At 69.2% G+C, this 20,875-nt stretch carries 19 protein-coding genes; 11 read left to right on the plus strand and 8 right to left on the minus strand.

Features of this window, described 5'->3' with window-relative positions:
* The first annotated feature begins 34 nt into the window (after positions 1-34).
* From cysS to F3087_RS21010, 3 genes are all read left to right on the plus strand, one after another.
* Positions 35-1,465, plus strand: a complete 1,431-nt coding sequence (cysS, locus tag F3087_RS21000) for a cysteine--tRNA ligase (RefSeq protein ID WP_150403727.1) — start codon at positions 35-37, stop codon at positions 1,463-1,465.
* A complete protein-coding gene (rlmB, locus tag F3087_RS21005; protein ID WP_150403728.1) occupies positions 1,465-2,445 on the plus strand; it encodes a 23S rRNA (guanosine(2251)-2'-O)-methyltransferase RlmB in 981 nt (326 codons plus the stop codon). Before cysS ends, rlmB begins: the two co-directional genes overlap by 1 nt.
* Before the next feature lie 72 nt (positions 2,446-2,517).
* Complete coding sequence (locus F3087_RS21010; RefSeq protein WP_150403729.1) at positions 2,518-2,796, plus strand: DUF4190 domain-containing protein; 279 nt, start codon at positions 2,518-2,520, stop codon at positions 2,794-2,796.
* Here the strand turns inward: F3087_RS21010 and F3087_RS21015 are convergent.
* The 7 genes from F3087_RS21015 to kstR form a co-directional block, all read right to left on the minus strand.
* Positions 2,793-3,602: an enoyl-CoA hydratase/isomerase family protein gene (locus tag F3087_RS21015; protein ID WP_150403730.1), complete on the minus strand. Its 810-nt coding sequence runs from the start codon at positions 3,600-3,602 to the stop codon at positions 2,793-2,795. The two genes, F3087_RS21010 and F3087_RS21015, sit on opposite strands and share 4 nt — an antisense overlap.
* Before the next feature lie 54 nt (positions 3,603-3,656).
* Positions 3,657-4,829 (minus strand): acyl-CoA dehydrogenase family protein, encoded by a 1,173-nt coding sequence (locus F3087_RS21020; protein ID WP_150403731.1) that lies wholly within the window; start codon positions 4,827-4,829, stop codon positions 3,657-3,659.
* Between the two features lie 163 nt (positions 4,830-4,992).
* Positions 4,993-5,829 (minus strand): metal ABC transporter permease, encoded by an 837-nt coding sequence (locus F3087_RS21025; protein WP_150403995.1) that lies wholly within the window; start codon positions 5,827-5,829, stop codon positions 4,993-4,995.
* 29 nt (positions 5,830-5,858) lie between these two features.
* Complete coding sequence (locus F3087_RS21030; protein WP_150403732.1) at positions 5,859-6,767, minus strand: metal ABC transporter ATP-binding protein; 909 nt, start codon at positions 6,765-6,767, stop codon at positions 5,859-5,861.
* 18 nt (positions 6,768-6,785) lie between these two features.
* Complete coding sequence (locus F3087_RS21035; RefSeq protein WP_150403733.1) at positions 6,786-7,670, minus strand: metal ABC transporter solute-binding protein, Zn/Mn family; 885 nt, start codon at positions 7,668-7,670, stop codon at positions 6,786-6,788.
* A gap of 186 nt (positions 7,671-7,856) precedes the next feature.
* Positions 7,857-10,427 (minus strand): trehalose-phosphatase, encoded by a 2,571-nt coding sequence (gene otsB, locus F3087_RS21040; RefSeq protein WP_150403734.1) that lies wholly within the window; start codon positions 10,425-10,427, stop codon positions 7,857-7,859.
* A 376-nt stretch (positions 10,428-10,803) separates the two neighbouring features.
* Positions 10,804-11,451 (minus strand): cholesterol catabolism transcriptional regulator KstR, encoded by a 648-nt coding sequence (kstR, locus tag F3087_RS21045; protein WP_150403735.1) that lies wholly within the window; start codon positions 11,449-11,451, stop codon positions 10,804-10,806.
* Between the two features lie 140 nt (positions 11,452-11,591).
* Here kstR and F3087_RS21050 point away from each other — a divergent pair, with 140 nt between their 5' ends.
* Genes F3087_RS21050 through F3087_RS21075 form a run of 6 tightly spaced genes read left to right on the plus strand, consistent with a single transcriptional unit; the run spans position 11,592 to position 18,533 of the window.
* Positions 11,592-13,745, plus strand: a complete 2,154-nt coding sequence (locus F3087_RS21050; RefSeq protein ID WP_150403736.1) for an acyl-CoA dehydrogenase — start codon at positions 11,592-11,594, stop codon at positions 13,743-13,745.
* A 24-nt stretch (positions 13,746-13,769) separates the two neighbouring features.
* The gene (locus F3087_RS21055) at positions 13,770-14,834 is read left to right on the plus strand and encodes an acyl-CoA dehydrogenase family protein (RefSeq protein ID WP_150403737.1); all 1,065 of its coding nucleotides are present in this window, start codon (positions 13,770-13,772) and stop codon (positions 14,832-14,834) included.
* Complete coding sequence (locus tag F3087_RS21060) at positions 14,819-15,979, plus strand: acyl-CoA dehydrogenase family protein (protein ID WP_150403738.1); 1,161 nt, start codon at positions 14,819-14,821, stop codon at positions 15,977-15,979. Before F3087_RS21055 ends, F3087_RS21060 begins: the two co-directional genes overlap by 16 nt.
* A 34-nt stretch (positions 15,980-16,013) precedes the next feature.
* Positions 16,014-16,949, plus strand: coding sequence for a bifunctional MaoC family dehydratase N-terminal/OB-fold nucleic acid binding domain-containing protein (locus F3087_RS21065; RefSeq protein WP_150403739.1), 936 nt, complete (start codon positions 16,014-16,016; stop codon positions 16,947-16,949).
* Positions 16,946-17,365, plus strand: coding sequence for a MaoC family dehydratase (locus tag F3087_RS21070; protein ID WP_150403740.1), 420 nt, complete (start codon positions 16,946-16,948; stop codon positions 17,363-17,365). Before F3087_RS21065 ends, F3087_RS21070 begins: the two co-directional genes overlap by 4 nt.
* Positions 17,358-18,533, plus strand: coding sequence for a lipid-transfer protein (locus F3087_RS21075; RefSeq protein ID WP_150403741.1), 1,176 nt, complete (start codon positions 17,358-17,360; stop codon positions 18,531-18,533). Before F3087_RS21070 ends, F3087_RS21075 begins: the two co-directional genes overlap by 8 nt.
* 9 nt (positions 18,534-18,542) lie before the next feature.
* Here the strand turns inward: F3087_RS21075 and F3087_RS21080 are convergent, their stop codons facing one another.
* Entirely contained in the window at positions 18,543-19,682 is a 1,140-nt protein-coding gene (locus F3087_RS21080; protein ID WP_223885245.1) for an agmatine deiminase family protein, read from the minus strand.
* Positions 19,683-19,774: 92 nt separating this feature from the next.
* On the opposite strand from F3087_RS21080, the gene F3087_RS21085 reads away from it, so the two are divergent.
* Together F3087_RS21085 and F3087_RS21090 are read left to right on the plus strand one after the other, a co-directional pair.
* The gene (locus F3087_RS21085; RefSeq protein WP_150403743.1) at positions 19,775-20,350 is read left to right on the plus strand and encodes a TetR/AcrR family transcriptional regulator; all 576 of its coding nucleotides are present in this window, start codon (positions 19,775-19,777) and stop codon (positions 20,348-20,350) included.
* A gap of 48 nt (positions 20,351-20,398) precedes the next feature.
* Positions 20,399-20,863, plus strand: a complete 465-nt coding sequence (locus F3087_RS21090) for an NUDIX hydrolase (RefSeq protein WP_150403744.1) — start codon at positions 20,399-20,401, stop codon at positions 20,861-20,863.
* Positions 20,864-20,875 lie beyond the last annotated feature (12 nt).

The raw sequence follows: 20,875 nt of genomic DNA on the forward strand, positions 1-20,875 counted from the left end.
GTACAGGTCTATCTACCAGCTAGGATCGAACGCCGTGACGCTGCGCCTTTTTGACACCGACACGCGAACCATGCGCGACTTCGCGCCCTTGGTTCCCGGCCGTGCCTCGGTGTACCTGTGTGGTGCCACCGTGCAGGGCGCGCCACACATCGGCCACGTGCGCAGCGGCGTCGCCTTCGACGTGCTGCGCCGCTGGCTGCTCGCGCACGACTACGACGTGTGGTTCATCCGCAACGTCACCGACATCGAGGACAAGATCCTCAACAAGGCCGCCGAGGCGGGCCGGCCGTGGTGGGAGTGGGCCGCCACCTACGAGCGCGCTTTCGACAACGCCTACGAGACCCTCGGCGTGCTGCCGCCGTCCGTCGAGCCCCGCGCCACCGGCCACATCACCCAGATGGTCGACATGATGCAGCGGCTGATCGAGCGCGGGCACGCCTACGCCTCCGAAGGCAACGTCTACTTCGACGTGGTGAGCTACCCCGATTACGGCAGCCTGTCCGGTCACCGCCTCGACGACGTGCACCAGGGCGAGAGCGCGGGCGAGGGCAAGCGCGACCCGCGCGACTTCACCCTGTGGAAGGCCGCCAAGCCCGGCGAGCCCACCTGGCCGTCGCCGTGGGGTCCGGGCCGGCCCGGCTGGCACCTGGAATGCTCCGCGATGGCCGAGTTCTACCTCGGCCCCGAATTCGATATCCATTGCGGCGGTATGGATCTGGTGTTCCCGCACCACGAGAACGAGATCGCCCAGTCGAAGGCGGCCGGCGACGGCTTCGCCCAGTACTGGCTGCACAACGGCTGGGTGACCATGGGCGGGGAGAAGATGTCCAAGTCGCTGGGCAACGTGCTCTCCGTGCCGAACGTGCTCACCCATGTGCGCGCCGTGGAGCTGCGGTTCTACCTCGGCAGCGCGCACTACCGCTCGATGCTGGAGTACTCGGACAAGGCGCTCAACGACGCGGCCCAGTCCTATCAGCGCATCGAGGCGTTCATCCACCGCACCGCCGATCGCGCGGGCGACATCCCGGTGGGCAAGTGGACCGATGCGTTCGCCGCGGCCATCGATGACGACCTCGCCGTGCCGAAGGCGCTGGCCGAGATCCACCGTGCCGTGCACGAGGGCAACAAGGCCCTGGAATCGGGCGCGATCGACAGCGCGCGGGACCTGGCCGGACAGGTCCGCGCCATGCTCGGTATTCTTGGTGTCGACCCGCTGGATCCGCACTGGTTCACCCCACGCGACTCGTCGGCGGCACTGGGCGCGCTCGACGTGCTGGTGCGCGCCGAGCTCGACCGCCGTCAACAGGCGCGAGCAGACAAGGATTGGGCGAGCGCCGATGCCGCCCGCGATCGATTGCAGGCAGCCGGAATCGAGGTCACCGACACGCAAAACGGTCCCGAATGGGCCCTTGGCGCTGCGCCGCTCACGGCGCCGGACGCGCTACAACCTGGAAAGGCCAAGTAATGGCAGGCAATTCGCAGCGTCGTGGTGCGATCCGCAAGGGCGGGACCAAGAAGGGCGCCGTCGTCGGCTCCGGCGGTAAGCGCAGGCGCGGGCTCGAGGGTCGCGGCGCGACCCCGCCCGCCGAGGCGCGCACCAAGCATCCGGCGGCCAAGCGCGCCGCCGCCGCGGCGAAGGCCGCGGCCAAGGGCGGCGGCGGACCGCGCGGCAGCGCGGGTCGCGCCGCCGGCCGCAAGGACGACGACAGCCCGGAGATGGTGCTCGGCCGCAACCCGGTGGTCGAATGCCTGCGCGCGGGCGTGCCCGCCACGGCGCTGTACGTCGCGCTCGGCGCCGAGAACGACGAGCGGCTGACCGAGAGCGTCAAGATGGCCGCGGACGCGGGCATCTCCATTCTCGAGGTGCCGCGCGGCGACCTGGACCGGTTGAGCGCCAACGGCATGCACCAGGGCGTCGCCCTGCAGGTGCCGCCGTACCGCTACGCGCACCCGGACGACCTGCTCGCCGAGCTGCGCAGCACGGCCGAGCCTGCGCTGCTGGTCGCCCTCGACAACATCACCGACCCGCGCAACCTCGGCGCGGTCATCCGCTCGGTCGCCGCGTTCGGCGGCCAGGGCGTGCTGATCCCGCAGCGGCGCAGCGCCAGCGTCAGCGCCGTCGCCTGGCGCACCAGCGCCGGCGCCGCGGCCCGGCTGCCCGTCGCCCGCGCGACGAATCTGACTCGCACGCTGAAGGATTGGGCGGCGCAGGGCATCCAGGTGGTCGGCCTCGACGCGGGTGGCGACACCACCCTCGACGACTTCGACGGCCGCGAACCCACCGTCATCGTGGTCGGTTCGGAGGGCAAGGGCCTCTCGCGCCTGGTCCGGGAGAACTGCGACTCGATCCTGAGTATCCCGATGGCCGGCCCGGTCGAATCGCTCAATGCCTCCGTGGCCGCGGGCGTCGTGCTCGCCGAAATCGCGCGCCAGCGCCGCTACTGACCGATCGCGAAACGCCCCCCGGCACACGGCAATAGACGCGGTGGGGCGCGTCGGCACCGTAGAATTCGCGTCGTGGTCATACCGAACCAGCCCATCGGCAATCCGATCGAGCATCCGAACGCGACGGCGGTGCTCTGGCTCGGGGTGGCGAGCGTGCTCTGCTGCGGCGTGCTCGGTCCGGTGGCGTGGGCGATGGGCAAGCGTGCCCTGGACCAGATCGAGGAGTCCCACGGCGCCTACGGCGGGCGGGTTCAGGTGGTGGTCGGGTACATCCTCGGCATCATCGGCACCATCTTCATGATCATCTTCGGGGTGCTCTATCTGCTGATCCTGTTGGGCGGCAACGCTTAATCGAGGCTGGGGCGTTCCTGCTCCTCTTCGGCGTCCCAGGCCGGCCATTCCTCGCTGACGCTGCCGGTCCAGTTGGGTTGCCTGCGTTCCTTGAACGCCGCCATCGCCTCGCCGCCGTCGATGCTCTTGCTGACGTGCGCGTTCAGGTCGGTCTCCAGCTGCCCGACCATGGCCGGGCTCATCCCGAGCCCCTCCCACAGCAGCCGCTTGGACATGGCCACCGGCAGCGGCGCCGACCCGTTGGCGATGTCGTGCGCGATCGCCAAGGCCATCGGCAGCACCTCGCCGCCGGGCATGCTGCCGTTGGCCAGGCCCATCGCCTTGGCCTCGTCGCCGTCGAAGGTGCGACCGGTCAGCATGATGTCCGCGGCGTTGGCCATGCCGACCAGGCGGGGCAGCGTCCAGTGCGAGTAGCCGTCGGCCACCACGCCGCGCCGGACCTGGTTCAGCCCGTAGACCGCGTCCCGCGCCATGTAGCGCAGGTCGCACTGCAACGCGAGGGCCAGCCCGATGCCGACCGCGTGCCCGTTCACCGCGGCGATCACCGGCTTGCGCACCCGCCACGGGGCCGGCTCGATGGTCGCGCTGACGTCGCCGACCCGGCTGGACAGATCCGCGCCCGCGCAGAACGCGGGCGGCGTCCCCGTGATCACCACGACCCGGATATTGTCCTCGTCATCGCAGCGCTGCAACGCGGCGCTCAATTCGGCGGCCATCGCCGGGGTGAAGGCGTTCTGCTGAGCGGGCCGATTGAGCGTGAGCACGGCGATGCCCGCGGAGACATCGACGTGCAGTTCCGAACTCATGCCAGCATGTTAGTCGAGGTGGCCCCGCCCTGACCCGGGCCCGAAAAACCTCGCTCAACCACGCAGTACTTTGCGCCCGATCGCGTACTTGTGCACTTCGGTCGGACCGTCGTAGAGCCGGAACGCGCGGATGTCGCGGAAGATCATCTCGACCACCGTCTCGTCGCTGATGCCGATGCCGCCGAGCACCTGCACGCACCGGTCGGCCACCTTGAACAGCTCCTCGGAGACGTACGACTTCGCGATCGAGCTCTCGTGCCGCGCCTTCTCGCCCTGATCCATCAGCCAGCAGGCGTGCCAGATGGTCAGCCGGCACTGGTGCAGTGCGATCTCGTTGTCCGCCAACATGAACGACACGCCCTCGTGCTCGCCGATCGGCTTGCCGAACGCGGTCCGGGTGCGCGCGTGCGCGACCGCGATGCTCTGCGCCCGCTCGGCCGCGCCGAGCCAGCGCATGCAGTGCGTGAGCCGGGCCGGGGCCAGCCGCAGCTGGGCGTAGCGCAGCGCCTGGCCCGCGTCGCCGAGCAGGGCCGATTGGGGCAGCGTCAGGTTGTCGAACCGGACGACGCCGTGCCCGGCCACATAGTTGCGGTCCATCGTGTTCATCGTGCGTTCGATGACGATGCCCGGCTGATCGCCGTCGGTGAGGAACAGCGTGGGGCCGGCGGGCAGGTGCGGGTTCTCCGCGAGCCGGGCCATGATGATCCAGGTCTTGGCGCCGTTGGCCCCGGTGATCAGCCACTTGCGGCCGTTGACGGTGAAGTTCTCGCCGTCGAAGGTGGCGGTGGTGGCCAGCTGGGCCGGGTCCGAGCCCGCGCCGTCCGGCTCGGTCATGGCGAACACCGAGCGGTGCTGCCCGGCGACCATCGGCGCGAGGTGGCGCTCGACCTGCTCCGGGTTCGCCACCTTGGACAGCAGGAACATGTTGCCCTCGTCCGGGGCCGCGCAGTTCATCGCGATCGGGCCGAGGGTGGACCAGCCGGCCGCCTCGTAGATCACCGCCTGCTCGATGTGCGAGAGCCCGCGCCCGCCGAGCGACTCCGGCGCCTGCACGGTGAGCAGCTTCTCCGCCCTGGCCAGCTCGACCAGCTCCTGGCGCAGCTCGTCGGTCGGCCCGTGCGCGGTGAGCCGCGGATCCCGTTCGAACGGAACGATCTTGTCGATGACGAACTGGCGTACTCGATCGCGTTCGGCGGCGAGCTCGGCGGGCATCGAGAAGTCGATCATCGTTGGTCACCAATCGTTCGGAGGGTGCTTGCGTCGAGCATACGAAACCCTGGCCGAGCGACTGAAGGCACCCGCCATCAAAGCCGCCCGACGGGCCGTTCCGAACGTTATGCACCCGACGGCGCAGGCGCGTAGAGATCTGCGGCCATGTTCCGCCCGGACCTCAGCGGGCGCGGGCGACCTGCCGGCGCCGGCTCCCGATCACCCGGCAGGCGAGATAGATCAGGAACGAGATCGTCGTGACGAACGTCGACACCGGAACGCCGGGCGCCAGCGACAGCAGAATGCCGCCCACCGCGGCGATCTCGGCGAAGATCACGGCGAACACGGTGGCCCGCACCGGATTCGCGGTCAGCTGCGCGGCCGCGGCGGCGGGCGTGATCAGCAACGCGAGCACCAGCAACGCGCCGACGATCTGCACCCCGAACGCCGCGGTGATGCCGAGCAGCACGGCGAACACGATCGACAGCGCCCGCACCGGAACCCCGCGCGCCACCGCGACTTCCGGGTCCGAGCTGGCGAACAGCAACGGCCGGTAGACGATCGCGAGCACCGCGAGCACGCCGACGGTGCAGGCCGCGAGCAGCGTGATCCCGCTGTTGCCCACGCTGACCACCTGCCCGGTCAGCAGCGAGAACTTCGACCCGGCCCGATCCGGACCCAGCCACAGGAACAGCACGGACAGTCCGAGCCCGAACGACAGCACCACCGCGATCACCGAATCACGTTCGCGGGCACGCGTTCCCAGCAACCCGAACAGCACCGCCGCGACCACCGACCCGGCGATCGCGCCGACGCCCACGCCGATCCCGGCGAGCAGCGCCGCGGCCGCGCCGGTCAGCGACAGCTCGCTGGTGCCGTGCACCGCGAACGACATCTGCCTGCTGATGATCAGCGGCCCGATCACCCCGGACAGCAGCCCGAGCAGCGCGGCGGCCAGCACCGCCTGCTGCACGAAGTCGTAGGACATCAGGTTCGCGGTGGTGCCGAAGTCGAACATCTTGCCGAGCACCCCGGACAGCTTGTCGATCACGAGCGCACCACGCTCGCCTCCGGTTCGACGACCGCCGGGTTGTCGCCGTGGCAGTGCGCGCCGGCCGTGCCGAGCGCGTCCATGGTGTCCCCGGTCCCGACCACCACCAGCCGCCCGCGCACCCGCAGCACATCGACCTCGGTCTGGTACAGCTCCGACAGCACGTCCGAAGTCATCACCTCGTCCGGCGTGCCGATCCGGAACTTGCCGTCCACCAGGTACAGCACCCGATCCACCAGCGGCAGAATCGGATTGATCTCGTGCGTCACGAACAGCACCGCGGTGTCGTGGCCGCGCCTGCGCTTGTCGATCAGCTCCGCCACCAGCCGCTGATTGGCCAGGTCCAGGCTCAGTAGCGGTTCGTCGCAGAGCAGCACCTTGGGGTCGCCGACCAGCGCCTGCGCCACCCGCAGCCGCTGCTGCTCGCCGCCGGACATGGTCTCCAGCGGCGCGTTCGCGAACTTCTCCGCGCCGACATCGGCGATCGCCGCGGCGACCTTGCGCTTGCGTTCGGCCCGCGCCCGCAGCCCGAGGCCCCAGCGGTGGCCGTCGTAGCCAAGGCCGACGAGGTCGACGCCGCGCAACTGCACCCCGGCGTCGATCGTCTTCTGTTGCGGCACATAGCCGATATCGGGATTTCCGGTCCGCGCGGGCGCACCGGCGATCCGCGCGGTGCCCGCGCTGAGCCCGAGCTGGCCGAGCAGCACCTTCATCAGCGAGGTCTTGCCGGAACCGTTGGGCCCCAGCACCGCGACGAATTCGCCCGGCGCGACGTCGAGATCCAATTCCTGCCAGAGCGTCCGGTCGCCGAAGGACAACCGGGCCCCGTCCAGCCGGACGGCCGAAAGCGCCTGCCGCCGTACCGGTTCGGTGTGCTCGTTCAACGCGACCCCCTGCGTCGTCATGGTCTCGCTCAACTCAACTCAACTCAACGCCGCGCTGAGCACCTGGGCGTTCTTGGTCTGCCACTGCAGGTAATCCACTCCGGCGGGCAGGGTTTCGGTCACCTCGACCACCGCCAGCCCGTTCGACTTGGCCACCGAACGCAGGTCCTTGGTGATCTTGTCCTGGGTCTGCACGTTGTAGACGAGCGCGCGAACCTGCTTGCCGGTCAACAGTTCCCGGGTCGCGGCCACGGCGGCGGGGGCGGGATCGGTCTCCTGCTCGATCGCCTCTTGGAACTCGTGCGGCGTCTTGTCCTCGACCCCCGCGGCGAGCAGCAGGTAGTGCGCCAGCGGTTCGGTCTGCAGCACCGGCGTCTTCGGGTGCTCGGCGGCGAGTTTGCCTGCGATCGAGGTGATTCCGGCCAGTCCGCTCTTGAACGTGGCGGCCCGCTCGGTGAAACCGGCCGCGGCGCCGGGGGCCAGCTCGCCCAGGCTGCTCGCGATCCGGTCCGCGACCGTCGCGACGGTCTTCATGTCGTAGAAGACGTGCTCGTTCGAATCACCCTTGTCCGGCCGGGATTCGAACGCGTCGACGGTGCGCTTGTTCCGCCCCGCCACCGCCTTCTCGGCGAACTCGTCGTAGCCGCCGCCGTTGTAGACGACCAGGTCCGCGTCGCGCAGCTTGGCCGACTCGACCGCCGAGGTCTCGTGCGAGTGCGGGTCGGCGGACGGGTCGCTGATGATCGATTCGACCGTGGCGTCCGGCCCGGCGATCGTCGCGGCGATATCGCCCCAGACGTTGGTGGACGCGATGACGCTCGGCTTACCCGAATCCTTCGTGTCGCTGCCGCAGGCGGTGAGCGAGAGTGCGGCGACAACCCCCACGGCGACACCGGCGAACCGTATGGCAATGCTTGTCTTCACGCGGGGGCACTCCTGTGACGCTCAACAGCTGGTGACGCACTCGAGCGGGTGACACTACGCAGCTTAATGGAAATGGTTTCTGTTTCACTTTAGCAACTGCGCGCCGCCGAGACGAGTCCGGGCCCGCCGACCGGGACGCGCGGTTGCGCGGCCGTCGACGGGCCCGGAGAACTCCGATGGAACCGGTTAGACGAGCACCTCCGCCGGCTGACCGAGCAGCTGGGCGCACCGCAGCAGGCCGAGATGGCTGTAGGCCTGCGGGTGATTGCCGAGCGAGCGTTCGGCCACCGGGTCGTATTCCTCGCTGAGCAGTCCGGTCGGTCCGGCCACGTCCACCAGCTGAGCGAACAGCGCCTCGGCGTCCGAACGCTTGCCGATCAGCAGGTACGCCTCGACCAGCCAGGCCGCGCAGAGGTGGAAGCCGCCCTCGCCGCCGGGCAGGCCGTCGTCGTGGTGGTAGCGGTACACCGTCGAGCCGCTGCGCAGTTCGGCCTCGGTCGCGACGACGGTCGCGGCGAAGCGCGGATCGGACGGATCGATCAGCCCGCTCAATCCGATGTGCAGCGTCGCCGCGTCCAGGTCGGTGCCGTCGTAGGCCGCGGTGAACGACTGGACCTCGTCGTTCCAGCCCTTCGACTTCACCTCCTCGGCGATGGTGTCGCGCAGCACCGTCCAGGCCGGGTCGACCTCGCGCGCGAACTTCTGCGCCAGGGTCAGCGCCCGGTCCACGGTCAGCCAGCCCATCACCTTCGAGTACACGTGATGGCGCGGGTTGCCGCGGATCTCCCAGATGCCGTGGTCGGGTTCCTGCCAGCGCCGCTGCACCGCGGAAACCATGGCGCGCACCAGTTCCCAGTCCGCGTCCGGCAGCGCCGCGGCCGGATCGGTGATGCCCTGGAGCTCCCGCGCGTGCGACAGGCTCGCGATCAGGTCGACGATCGGGCCGAACACGTCCAGCTGCACCTGCATGTTGGCCGCGTTGCCGACCCGGACCGGGCGCGAACCCGCGTAGCCGGGCAGCTGATCGATCACGGCCTCGGGCGGCAGCGTCTCGCCGTACAGCGTGTACAGCGGGTGCAGGCGCTCGGGTCCGGGCAGCGTCTCCAGCACGCGGTGCACCCAGCCGAGGAACTGCTCGGCCTCGCCGAGCGAACCGAGCGACACCAGGGCCTGCGCGGTCAGCGACGCGTCGCGCAGCCAGCAGTACCGGTAGTCCCAGTTGCGCACGCCGCCGATGTCTTCCGGCAGCGACGTGGTGGCCGCGGCCAGGATGGACCCGGACGGCGCGTGCACCAGCCCGCGCAAGGTCAGCGCGGAACGCTTCATCAGGTCCGGCTTCAGCGACGGCAGCTGCAACGTGCCCGCCCACTGCGACCAGTAGCCTTCGGCGATCCGGCGCCGCTCCAGCTCGTCGGTCTTGGCCGGCGTGAGATCGGAGGTGCCGCAACGCATTTCCAGCACGATCGGGCCCTTGGCCGGGTCGACCACGGCGCGCGCGGAGTCGTGCGTGCCGTCGCTGATGATCTCCCAGGTGAGTCCGGGGGAGCGCAGCACCATCGGATCGTTGGTGCCGAGCACCCGCAGCCCGTTCTCCGAGGCTTCGATGCTCACCGGCACCTGGCCGAATTCCGGGCGCGGCGCGAAGGTCACCACGGCCTTGGCGTCACCGGTGATCACCCGGGTCAGGTCGGTCCGCGTGGCGGCCACATCGTGCGGCAGGTAGTCCACCACTTGCAGCTTGGCCCAACGGGTTTCGACGGTCATGGTGCTGTCGATGTAGCGCTGCGACAGCGGCAGGCCGGGCCGTTCCGGCTCGATGGTGAAGTGCCCGGCCTGCGGTCCGCCGAGCAGGTGCGCGAACACCGCGGCCGAGTCCGGTTCCGGATGACAGAACCAGGTGACCGTCGCGTCCGGGGTCAGCAGCGCCACCGAGCGCGGGCTGGCCAGCATGGTCAGCCGCTCGATCCGGGGCGCGCTCGCGCCGGCCAGCCAGGTGCGCCGCTCCTCCAGCAGGAAGGCCAGTGCGCAGGACACCGCCTCGGTGCTGTCGACCCGGTACTTGGCCTGGCTGTCGCCCTCGCCCACCTTGATGCCGAGGTCAGGGCCGGACAGCACGCGGAAGGCCTTCTCGTCGGTCACGTCGTCACCGAAGAACACCGCGGCCGACGCGGCGGCCTGATGCCGGATGGTGTCGAGTGCGGTGCCCTTGTCGGTTTGCACCACGGCCAATTCGATGACGGCCTTGCCCTCGGTCACCTGCACGCCGAACCACAGCGCCGGCCCCTGCCGGACCTGGGTCAGCGCCCGGTGGCCGATCTCCGGACTGGCGTTGCGCACGTGCAGCGCGACGCTGGCCGGCTTGATCTCGACGGTGACGCCGGGGTTCTCCGCGGCGACCTGGGTCAGCGCGGACTGCACCTCTTGGAGCAGTTGTTTGGCGTCGTTGTCGATGGCGTGCACGAAGCCGACGTCGAATTCCGAGCCGTGACTACCGATCAGTTGTACCTCGACCGGAAGTCGCGACAAAGCGGCGAGGTCTCGCAGCGCGCGGCCGGAAATGACCGCGGCGGTGGTTCCGGTGAGTCCGGCGAGTGCGCGTAACGCACTCACCGATTCCCGGTGTGGAAAGGCCTTCGCCGGGTCGGAAACGATGGGCGCAAGCGTCCCGTCATAGTCCGAGGCAACCAACAGTCTCGGCACTCGCGCGACTGTCGACAGTGCACGACGAAGTTCCAGTGGCAGATCCTGTGCGCTCACGCATCCAACCTAGTGATCGGAGGAGTTTTTTCATGGGCGGGCAGAACAATACTGGGTTAGATTTGCCGCACCGACGCCCGCCGCTATGCGTGCGCTGTGTCTAATTTTCCGCCCGTTCGCGCCGGAGTGCGCGGCGAGGGCCCGAACTCGGGTCCGAGCGGCCACAACTGGTCACTTCTTCGCGTGCGCTGCGATCATGCCGATGTGCGATGGGTGCTGCAGGGGGCGCGCAAAACTCGCGCTACCCGACTACGCCGAGCGGCGGGCGCGGACGCGAATTCTGTGCGCCCGGCCCGCCTTCGGTGCCGAATGTGATCTTCCGCACGAACCCGGCGGTCGCTCGTCATTTGCCGGGTATGTGCTGGCTGTCCGAATGCTAGGTGCGGTCGCCGAGCAACAGGTCGACGGTCAGCTCCAGGCGCTCGGTCACGTCGGTCGCCGACGCGCGCCGGGTCAGCCACGCGACCAGGTTCGACAGCCACACATCGCTGATCACCCTGGCGATGGCGAGCTGGCGCTCGTCCGGTTCGCCGTCGTTCATGGCGCGGGCGAACACCCGATCCATCACCTTGCCGACCCGATCGACCTCGGCCGCCGCGGACGCGTCGGCGAACATGAACGCGCGCGTCATGGCCTCGGTGAGCAGCGGATCGCGCTGCATCATCCGGGTGATCTGCTGCAGCAGCAGGTGCATGCGCTCCTGCGGCGACTGTCCGGCAAGCGGCTTGCGCTTGCCTTCGATCTGCTCGAATTCGCGCGACAGCGCGGACACCAGCAGGTGCACTTTCGAGGGGAAATACCGGTACAACGTCCCGACTGCGACATCGGCGCGTTCGGCCACGGCCCGCATCTGGACCGCGTCGTAGCCGCCCTTGGAGGCCAGCGCCAGCGTCGCGTCGAGAATCCGCTTACGCCGTTCCCGCTGCGCGGCCGAACTCAGCTCGTCCTCACTGAGCGTCGTAACGGTCGCGGTAGCCGGTGCCGCATTGCCATCGGCCGGCTGCGATCGGGAGGGACTGGCCATCGGTGAGAGTCCTTTCCGGAGACGTCGTTCGTGTAACTGGCCCGAGTATCGGCTCGGCGGTCGTCTCTTGACTTCCGCACAGCTAGGATATTAGAACATGTTCTAGGTGTGGGAGTCACGCCGGGAAGGCGGTACGGAGTGTGACCATCGCCACCACTGACGAGCATAAAGCCGTCCAGGAGTCGATGCGTGGGTGGGCCGGATCGGTGCGTCCAATTGCAACAATGCGGACCGATCCGAGCGCCTTCTGGCGCGCGTACTGGCCCGGCCTCGCCGATCTCGGCATCTTCCGGGTCGCCGTGGCCGAGGACTCCGGCGGAGCGGGCGGCTCGGTCGCCGATCTCGCCGTGCTGGTCGAGCAGGCCGCGCACGACCTGGTCGGCGGGCCGGTGCTGGCCACGGCCCTGGCCAATCTGATCACCGCGGGACAGCTCGACGAGCAATTACCGTGTGGCGTCGCGCTGGACTTCATTGTCGGCGCGCAGGTCAGCGTAGCGGCCGCGAACGGTGAGCTGTCGCTGACCGGTTCCTGGGATTCGGTCCTCGGCGCGGCGCCGGAAACAGCTGTGCTGCTGCCGGTTTCCGCACCGCAGGGGCAGCGCTGGATCCTGCTCGAGCCGGACGCGGACGGGCTTCGGGTCGAACCGCTCGCGCCGCTGGACCTGAGCACGCCGCTGGCCCGGGTGCACTGCACCGACGTGCGGGTAGCGCCCGAGCAGATCTTCGCGTCGCCGTACGCGGTCGAGGATCTGGTCGTGGTGCTGGCCGCGGCCGAGCTGGCCGGTCTGGCCGGCTGGTGCCTGGAGACCGCGGTCGAATACGCAAAGGTCCGTGAGCAATTCGGGCGCAAGATCGGCTCGTTCCAGGCGGTCAAGCACATCTGCGCCTGGATGCTGTGCCGGGCCGAATTGATCCGCGCCGTGGCGGCCGACGCCGCGGCCGCGGTGGATGAGGGCGGCGCGGAGCTGCCCGTCGCGGCCGCGATCGCCGCCGCCATCTCGCTCGACGCCGCGGTCGACACCGCCAAGGACTGCATCCAGGTGCTCGGCGGCATCGGCTTCACCTGGGAGCACGACGCGCATCTGTACCTGCGCCGGGCGGTGGCCCTGCGCCAGCTGCTCGGCGGGTCGGCGCGCTGGCGGGCCCGGCTCACCGAACTGACCCGCGCGGGTCATCGCCGCACCACCGGCGCCGACCGGGTCTTCGCCGCCGAAGGTGTTGCGGCCGTGGACGGCAGCAGCGCCGACGAGCTGTCGGCCGAGGTTTCGCGGATCGCCGCGTTGCCCGTCGATCAGCAGCGCTCGGCCCTGGTCGACGCCGGCCTGGCCATGCCGCACTGGCCGGCGCCGTACGGTCGCGGCGCGGATCCGATGACCGGTCTGCTGATTTCGGAAGAGCTGCGCCGGGCCGGCCTCACCGCGCCCGACCTGGCCATCGGCGGCTGGGCGGTGCCCACGCTATTGCAGCACGGCACCGAGGAGCAGATCGATCGCTTCGCCTGGCCGACGCTGCGCGGCGACGTCGTCTGGTGCCAGCTGTTCAGCGAACCGGGCGCCGGATCCGACCTGGCCGCGTTGCGCACCACCGCGAAAAAGGTGGACGGCGGCTGGGTGCTGAACGGGCAGAAGGTGTGGACCTCGCTGGGCGACAAGGCGAACTGGGCGATCTGCCTGGCCCGCACCGATCCCGACGCGCCGAAACACCGCGGCATCAGCTACTTCCTCGTCGACATGCACAGCGCCGGACTGGAAGTCCGCCCGCTGGTGCAGATCACCGGCGAGGCCCGGTTCAGCGAGGTGTTCCTCGACGACGTCTTCGTCCCGGACGACGGCGTGGTCGGTGCGCTGAGCAACGGCTGGAAGATCGCCAGATCGACGCTGTCCACCGAGCGGGTGGCGATGGGCGGCAACGGCATCGGGCCGGTGCTGGAAGAACTCATCGCGAAATCGCCCGCCACCGGACCCGGTACGGAGTTGGTGAACGACCGCCTCGGCGGATTTGTCGCCGACGCGATTGCAGGTTTACTGCTCGAACAGCGCGCCGCCGTAAAAATGTTGGCCGGCGCCGATCCCGGCGCACAGAGCAGCGTGCGCAAACTAGTCGGCGTCCGGCATCGCCAGGCGGTCGCGGAATTCGCCGCCGAGTCGGCAGGTCCCGCCGGTGCGCAGGACTCGGAAGTGGTAAAAGAATTCCTGCTCACACGCTGTTTATCGATTGCAGGCGGCACCGAACAAATCCTGCTGACCGTCGCCGGTGAGCGGATTCTCGGGCTACCTCGCGACGTGGACAGCTAGCGACGAGTCGACTGGAGATTAAGCATGGATTTCACCAGGGACGAGGGCCAGGACGCGGTGGCCGAGGTCGTCGTGAGTTTATTGGAACGGGAACCGGCCCGTGATTTCGCCTTGTGGCCGAGCCTGGCCGAGACCGGGCTGCTCTCGGTCGCGCTGCCGGAGCGGTTCGGCGGCGACGGAATGGGGCTGTCCGAGATATCGGTGCTGCTGACCGAGCTGGCCACCGACGCGGTCGCGGTGCCCGCGCTGCCGACGCTGGGCTTCGGCCTGCTGCCGCTGCTCGCGGTGCTGCCGGACAACCTGGCCGAGCGGGTGTATCCCGAGGTGGCCGAGGGCGCGATCCTCACCGCGGCGCTCAGCGAACCGGCCGCGCCGTTCGCGGTCAAGCCGGAGACGGCGGCGGTAGCCGACGGCGACTCGGTGCTGGTCACCGGGCACAAGATCGCCGTGCCGTACGCGGAGGAGGCCCGCTGGCTGTTGATCCCGACCAATTCCGGGATCGCGCTGATCGATTCGGACGCGAAGGGTTTGATCCGGGTGCCGTCGCCGGTGTCCGGCGGCACCCCCGAATGCACCGTCCGGCTCGATCGGGTGCGCATCCCGGCCGAGCAACTACTACCCGGCGGCCTGGCCGACCTGCATCGACTAGCGCTCGCCTCGATCGGCTCGGTCGCGGACGGACTGCTCAAGGGCGCGCTCGTGCTGACCGCCGAGCACCTGCGGACCCGCCGCCAATTCGGCAGGCCGCTGGCCGAATTCCAGGCCGTCGCCCAGCAGATCGCCGATCTCTACGTCGTCTCGCGCACCCTGCACGTGGCCGCGGTATCGGCGAATTGGGCACTGGCGCAAGACGATTCCAGTCAGCAACACCAGGCGCGGATCGACGACGATCTCGACGTCCTGGCCTACAGCGTGGCCGCCGATCTGCCTGCCGCCATGCAGAAGTGTCATCACCTGCACGGCGGGCTCGGCGTGGACATCACCCACCCGATGCACCGCTACTACTCACAAGCCAAGGACATCGCTCGCTGGCTCGGCGGCGCATCGTTCCGACTAGATCGTTTGGGGGCCAGATGTTCATCGACCTGACCGCCGAGCAGCGTCAGCTGCGCGGCGAATTGCGTTCGTACTTCGCCGATCTCGTCACCCCGGACGAGGAAGCCGCGATGGCGGTGAACCGGCACGGCGACGCCTACCGCGAGGTGGTGCGCCGGATGGGCCGCGACGGCTGGCTCGGCGTCGGCTGGCCGAAGCAGTACGGCGGGCAGGGTTTCGGTCCCGTCGAACAGCAGATCTTCTTCAATGAGGCCGTGCGCGCGGATGTTCCGCTGCCCTTGGTCACGCTGCTCACCGTCGGCCCGACCCTGCAGCAGTTCGGCACCGACGCGCAGAAGAAGCAGTTCCTGCCCGGAATCCTTTCCGGCGACGTCCATTTCGCCATCGGCTACTCCGAACCGGAGGCCGGCACCGACCTGGCCTCGCTGCGCACCTCCGCGGTGCGCGACGACTCCGGCGACTGGGTGGTCAACGGCCAGAAGATCTTCACCACCGGCGCGCACGAGGCCGACTACATCTGGCTGGCCTGCCGCACCGGATCGGTCGAGTCGCGGCATCGCGGCATCACCATCCTGATCGTGGACACCAAGGACCCGGGTTACTCCTGGACGCCGATCATCACCTGCGACGGCGCGCATCACACCAATGCGACGTACTTCGACGACGTCCGGGTGCCGGCCGACATGCTGGTCGGCGAGGAGAACGCGGGCTGGCGGCTGATCACCACCCAGCTCAACCACGAGCGGGTCAGCCTCGGTCCGTCCGGCAAGATCGAGCAGCTCTACGACCGGGTGCGCGACTGGGCGCAGCCGCGCGGCGTGCTCGGCGAGACCGATGTGCGCCGCTCGCTCGGCCGCATTCATGCCATGGTCCGGCTGAACGAGCTGCTGAACTGGCAGGTGGCCGCGACCGTCGACGGCGACCCGGCGAGCGTGATCGCCGACGCGTCGGCCACCAAGGTCTTCTCCACCGAGGCGCTGCAAGAAGCGGGCCGGCTCGCCGAGGAGATCGTCGGCCACTACGGCGATCCGGCCGATCCGGCCACCGCCGAGCTGCTCACCTGGCTGGACCGGCGGACCAAACAGAACCTGGTGGTCACCTTCGGCGGCGGCGTCAACGAGGTGATGCGCGAGCTCGTCGCGACGGCCGGGCTGAAACTGCCGCGAGTACCCAGATAGCCACCAGACAGTGCTAGTCGAGAAGGAGCCGCGCGTGCCGGAAACAACCAGTCCGGAAGCGATCGTCGCCGAGGCGGAACGGATCAAGGCGGCCGGTGATTGCACGCCCCGGTTCGGGCGTGACCCGGTGAACCAGCCGATGATCAACAACTGGGTCGAGGCGATCGGCGACACCAACCCCATCTACGTCGACGAAGCGGCCGCCAAAGCGGCCGGACATCCGGGCATCGTCGCCCCGCCCGCCATGGCACAGGTGTGGACCATGTTCGGGCTCAACGGCGTTCGCCCCGCGGACGATCCGATGGGCGACGCCACCGAACTGCTGGACGCGGCCGGATACACCTCGGTCGTCGCCACCGACTGTCAGCAGACCTATCACCGGTATCTCAATGTCGGCGAGCAGGTCTCGGCGACCAGCCGGTTGTCCGAGATCCGTGGTCCGAAGCGGACGGCGCTGGGCGAGGGCTGGTTCGTCACCTTCCTGACCAGCTGGCACGTCGGCGACGAGCTGGTCGCCGAAATGCTGTTCCGGCTGCTGAAATTCGCGCCCGGCACCGCCGCGCCGCAGGCGCCCGCGGGCGAGCGGGTCAAGCCGCTGGTCTCCTGGGACACCGAATTCTTCTGGGACGGAACGAAAGCGGGGGAGCTGCGCATTCAGCAACTGCCCGACGGCTCGCTGCGGCATCCGCCGATCCCGGCCCTGTGGAAGGACAAGTCGGAGCAGACCGACTACGTCGTCGCCTCCGGGCGCGGCACCGTATTCAGCTACGTCGTGCACCACGCGCCGAAAGTGCCCGGGCGGCAACTGCCGTTCGTGGTCGCGCTGGTCGAATTGGAGGAAGGGGTGCGCATGCTCGGGGAACTGCGCGGGATCGATCCCGCCGAGGTTCAGGTAGGGCTGCCCGTCCAGGTGGAGTTCGAGAAGCTCGACGACGACGCGACGCTGCCGGTCTGGCAGGTGATCGCATGACCGCGACCGTCACACCGTCTTCGGTAGAGGTCGGCACCGTGCTGCCCGAGCTGTCGATCCATGCGGATCCGACCTTCGTGGTCAGTACCGCGTTGGCCACCAGGGACTTTCAGGATGTGCACCACGACAGGGACAAGGCGGTCGCCCGCGGTTCCAAGGACATCTTCGTCAACATCCTCACCGACACGGGCATCGTGCAGCGGTTCGTCACCGACTGGGCCGGGCCGCGCGCAATACTGAAGTCGATCTCGCTGCGCCTCGGTGTCCCGCTGTACGCCGGCGACACGCTCACCTTGAGCGGCACGGTTACCGCCATCGACGGCGACGACATCCACCTCGACATCGTCGGCAAGGACAGTCTCGGCGACCACATCACGGCGAAAGCCGTTATCGCTTACCGGAGTTCACATGAGTGAAGGCATTTCGGCCCGCGCGGCCATCGTCGGTATAGGCGCCACCGATTTCTCCAAGGACTCCGGCCGCAGCGAATTGCGTTTGGCCGCAGAGGCGGTCACCGCGGCGCTGGCCGACGCGGGCCTCACACCCGACGACGTCGACGGCCTGACCACCTTCACCATGGACACCAACACCCAGGCCGCGGTGGCCCGGGCGGTCGGCATCCCGCAGCTGAAGTTCTTCAGCCACATCGGCTATGGCGGCGGCGCGGCCTGCGCCACCATCCAGCAGGCAGCGATGGCGGTGGCCACCGGCGTCGCCGATGTGGTGGTCGCCTACCGCGCCTTCAACGAGCGCTCGGTGTCGCGGTTCGGCCAGTTCTCCACCGCGCTCGCCTCGGCTCCGACCTCGTCGGGCATCGACGCGGGCTGGTCCTACCCGCAGGGGCTGGGCACGCCCGCCGCGCAGGTCGCCATGGTCGCTCGGCGTTATATGCACGTATACGGCGCTACCAGTACGGATTTCGGCGCCGTGGCGGTGGCCGACCGCAAACACGCCGCGGTCAACCCCGCCGCGTTCTTCTACGGCAAGCCGATCACCCTGGAAGACCACCAGAATTCGCGCTGGATCGCCGAACCGCTGCACCTGCTCGACTGCTGCCAGGAGTCCGACGGCGGCGTCGCCATCGTGGTCACCAGCGTCGAACGGGCCCGCGATCTCCCGCAGCGACCGGCCGTGATCACCGCCGCCGCACAGGGTTCCGGCGCCGACCAGTACGTGATGACCAGCTACTACCGCGACGCGATGTCCGGCCTGCCCGAGATGGGCCTGGTCGGCGATCAGCTGTGGGCCCAAAGTGGTTTGCGCCCGGACGATATGCAGGCCGCCATCCTCTACGACCACTTCACCCCGTTCGTCCTCATGCAGCTGGAGGAACTCGGGTTCTGCGGTCGCGGCGAGGCCAAGGACTTCATCGCCGACGGTGCGATCGAGGTCGGCGGCCGGCTGCCGCTGAACACGCACGGCGGTCAGCTCGGCGAGGCCTACATCCACGGCATGAACGGCATCGCCGAGGCGGTACGCCAGATTCGCGGCACCTCGGTGAACCCGGTGGACGATGTGACGAACATCGTGGTCACCGCGGGTACCGGCGTACCGACCTCGGGGTTGGTGCTCAGCGCCAACTGAGCGGGCGCTCTAGTGAATCGGCGCGCCCGGCTGGTCGTGCGTCGAGCAGTGGATGCCGCCGCCGCCCGCGGCGATCTCATCGATCGGGACCGGGACCACGTCCCGGCCCGGCAGGTGATCGCGCAGGATGCCCCGCGCCCGGTCGTCGGCCCGCCGGTCGCCGAACTCGGGCACGAACACCGCGTCGTTGGCGATGTAGAAGTTCGCGTAGCTGGACACGAATTCGTCGCCCTCGCCGGTGATCTCGTTCGGATCCGGCTGCGGCAGGTCGATCACCTGGAGCTTGCGTCCGCGCGCGTCGGTGGCCTCGGCGAGCACCTGCCTGGCCTGCTCGCTCGACCGTGACCACGAGTCGGCCGGCGATCCGGGAAACGCGGTGTCCAGCAACACGACTCCGGGCGCCACATAGCGGACCAGGCAGTCGATGTGGGCATCGGTGATGTCCTCGCCGCGCACGCCCGCGCACCAGATCACCTTCTCGATGCCGAGGGTCTGCTTCAACTCCGCCTCGAGCTGGTCGCGGCTCTTGCCCGGATTGCGGTTGTCGTTGACGATCGAGCTCTCGGTGACCAGCAGGGTGCCCTCGCCGTCGGTCTCCAGCGCGCCGCCCTCGGCGACGAACGGGGCCCGATAGCGCGGAATCTGGTAGCGGGACAACAGTTTCTGACCGAGCGGCCCGTCGTTGTCGTGGCGCTGTTTGTTGCCCCAGCCGTTGAAGCCGAGGTCGACGCCGACCACCTGGCCCGCCTGCTCGACGAAGACCGGGACGGTGTCGCGGGCCCAGAGGTCGTCCACCGCAAGCGGAATCACCTCGACGCCGCTACCGCACGCCCGTTGCGCCGCGTCGCGCTGATCCTCCCTGGCCAGCATGACGACGTATTCGTACTCGGCGATCTCCCGGGCCAGCCCGGCGATGTCCTTGCGCACGTCACCGAGGTACTGCCCCCAGATCGCCGCCTGGGCCGGCCAGGACATGAAGGTGCGCGCGTGGCTCTCCCACTCGGCGCCGAAGCGGCCACCCGGCCCGGCCGCCTGTGGCATGCCGGTATTGCCGTGGTCGCCGGAGTTGGACGGCTCGGACGAGCCGCATGCCGAGACGCCTGCGGCGAGCAGGCCGGCGAGGACGCTGAAGGCAGATCGGCGGGACATGTGGTTCTCCATCACGGGCTCCGATAGTCGATGATCCTGGTAAGAGATCCTGACTGAAATTTCAGTCAGGAATACACGGTATCATTGTCCGCATGTCTCGTCGTGATTCGATCCTGGAGTCGGCCGCCCGCGTGGTCGCCCAACGCGGTATCCGTGGCCTACGGGTAGAGGAGCTGGCCGAAGCGGCCGGCGTCTCCACCTCGCTGATCTACTACCACTTCAAGGACCGGGCCGGCCTGCTCGCGCAGACCCTGGACTTCATCAGCACCCGGGCCGAGCGCTACACCGAATCCGACGTCGACGCCGCCGCCGACCCGCTCGGCCACCTCCGGGAACTGCTGCTGCTCGAGCTTCAGGACACGCCGCTGGTCATCGAGAACAGCACCGCGTGGGGCGAATCCCGCGCCACCGCCGTCTTCCAGCCCGAACTGCGCGAGCAGCTCCGCGACGCCACCGCGCATTGGACCGACTACCTGAGCGGACTGATCCGCAGCGCGCAGGAGCAGGGCACCGTCGCCGCCGAGGTCGCCCCCGCCGACGCCGCCGAACGCCTCACCGCGCTGGTCGAAGGCGTGAGCATGCGCTGGCTCAGCGGCACCCTCGAACTCGCCCGGGCCCGCGAATTGGTGCGCGGCGCAATCGCTCTCGAATTGGGCGTGCGGTCTTGAGCCCCGCGTAAATTGGAACCGGCAAGATCGCCGCACGGGAGGAACCCTATGACCGCTCGGCACCTGGTCGACGTCCACGTCCTGCTCATCCGCGACGGCCGCCTGCTGCTCAGCAAGCGCCGCAGCGACGACGAATTCGACGGCCTCTGGCACCTCCCCGCCGGAAAGCTCGAGGCAGGCGAATCCGCCACCGCCGCCGCGGTCCGCGAGGCCGCCGAGGAAACCGGCGTCCGCCTCGACCCGGCCGACCTGCGCCACATCCACACCGCCCACGTGGTCGGCTCCGGCCGCGACCCCCGCCTCGGCCTGTTCTTCGAGGCCCGCCACTGGACCGGCAACCCCACCAACCGCGAACCCGACCGCTGCCACGAACTGCGCTGGTTCCCCCTCGACGCCCTCCCCGACGCCATGATCGCCTACCCCGCCGCCGGCATCCGCGCCCACTTCACCGGCACCACCTACAGCGAACGCGGCTGGTACGCGTCGGCACCACCTTCGCCCGCCGGAGATTGACACCCCCACCCA

The organism is Nocardia colli, assembly GCF_008704205.1.
Lineage (GTDB): Bacteria > Actinomycetota > Actinomycetes > Mycobacteriales > Mycobacteriaceae > Nocardia > Nocardia colli.

Coding starts and splice junctions, on each gene's coding strand:
- rlmB (WP_150403728.1), top strand. CDS start 1,465: ATGGCAGGCAATTCGCAGCGTCGTGGTGCGATCCGCAAGGGCGGGACC.
- F3087_RS21015 (WP_150403730.1), bottom strand. CDS start 3,602: ATGAGTTCGGAACTGCACGTCGATGTCTCCGCGGGCATCGCCGTGCTC.
- F3087_RS21020 (WP_150403731.1), bottom strand. CDS start 4,829: ATGATCGACTTCTCGATGCCCGCCGAGCTCGCCGCCGAACGCGATCGA.
- F3087_RS21025 (WP_150403995.1), bottom strand. CDS start 5,829: ATGTTCGACTTCGGCACCACCGCGAACCTGATGTCCTACGACTTCGTG.
- F3087_RS21030 (WP_150403732.1), bottom strand. CDS start 6,767: ATGACGACGCAGGGGGTCGCGTTGAACGAGCACACCGAACCGGTACGG.
- kstR (WP_150403735.1), bottom strand. CDS start 11,451: ATGGCCAGTCCCTCCCGATCGCAGCCGGCCGATGGCAATGCGGCACCG.
- F3087_RS21055 (WP_150403737.1), top strand. CDS start 13,770: ATGGATTTCACCAGGGACGAGGGCCAGGACGCGGTGGCCGAGGTCGTC.
- F3087_RS21060 (WP_150403738.1), top strand. CDS start 14,819: ATGTTCATCGACCTGACCGCCGAGCAGCGTCAGCTGCGCGGCGAATTG.
- F3087_RS21070 (WP_150403740.1), top strand. CDS start 16,946: ATGACCGCGACCGTCACACCGTCTTCGGTAGAGGTCGGCACCGTGCTG.
- F3087_RS21075 (WP_150403741.1), top strand. CDS start 17,358: ATGAGTGAAGGCATTTCGGCCCGCGCGGCCATCGTCGGTATAGGCGCC.
- F3087_RS21080 (WP_223885245.1), bottom strand. CDS start 19,682: ATGTCCCGCCGATCTGCCTTCAGCGTCCTCGCCGGCCTGCTCGCCGCA.
- F3087_RS21085 (WP_150403743.1), top strand. CDS start 19,775: ATGTCTCGTCGTGATTCGATCCTGGAGTCGGCCGCCCGCGTGGTCGCC.
- F3087_RS21090 (WP_150403744.1), top strand. CDS start 20,399: ATGACCGCTCGGCACCTGGTCGACGTCCACGTCCTGCTCATCCGCGAC.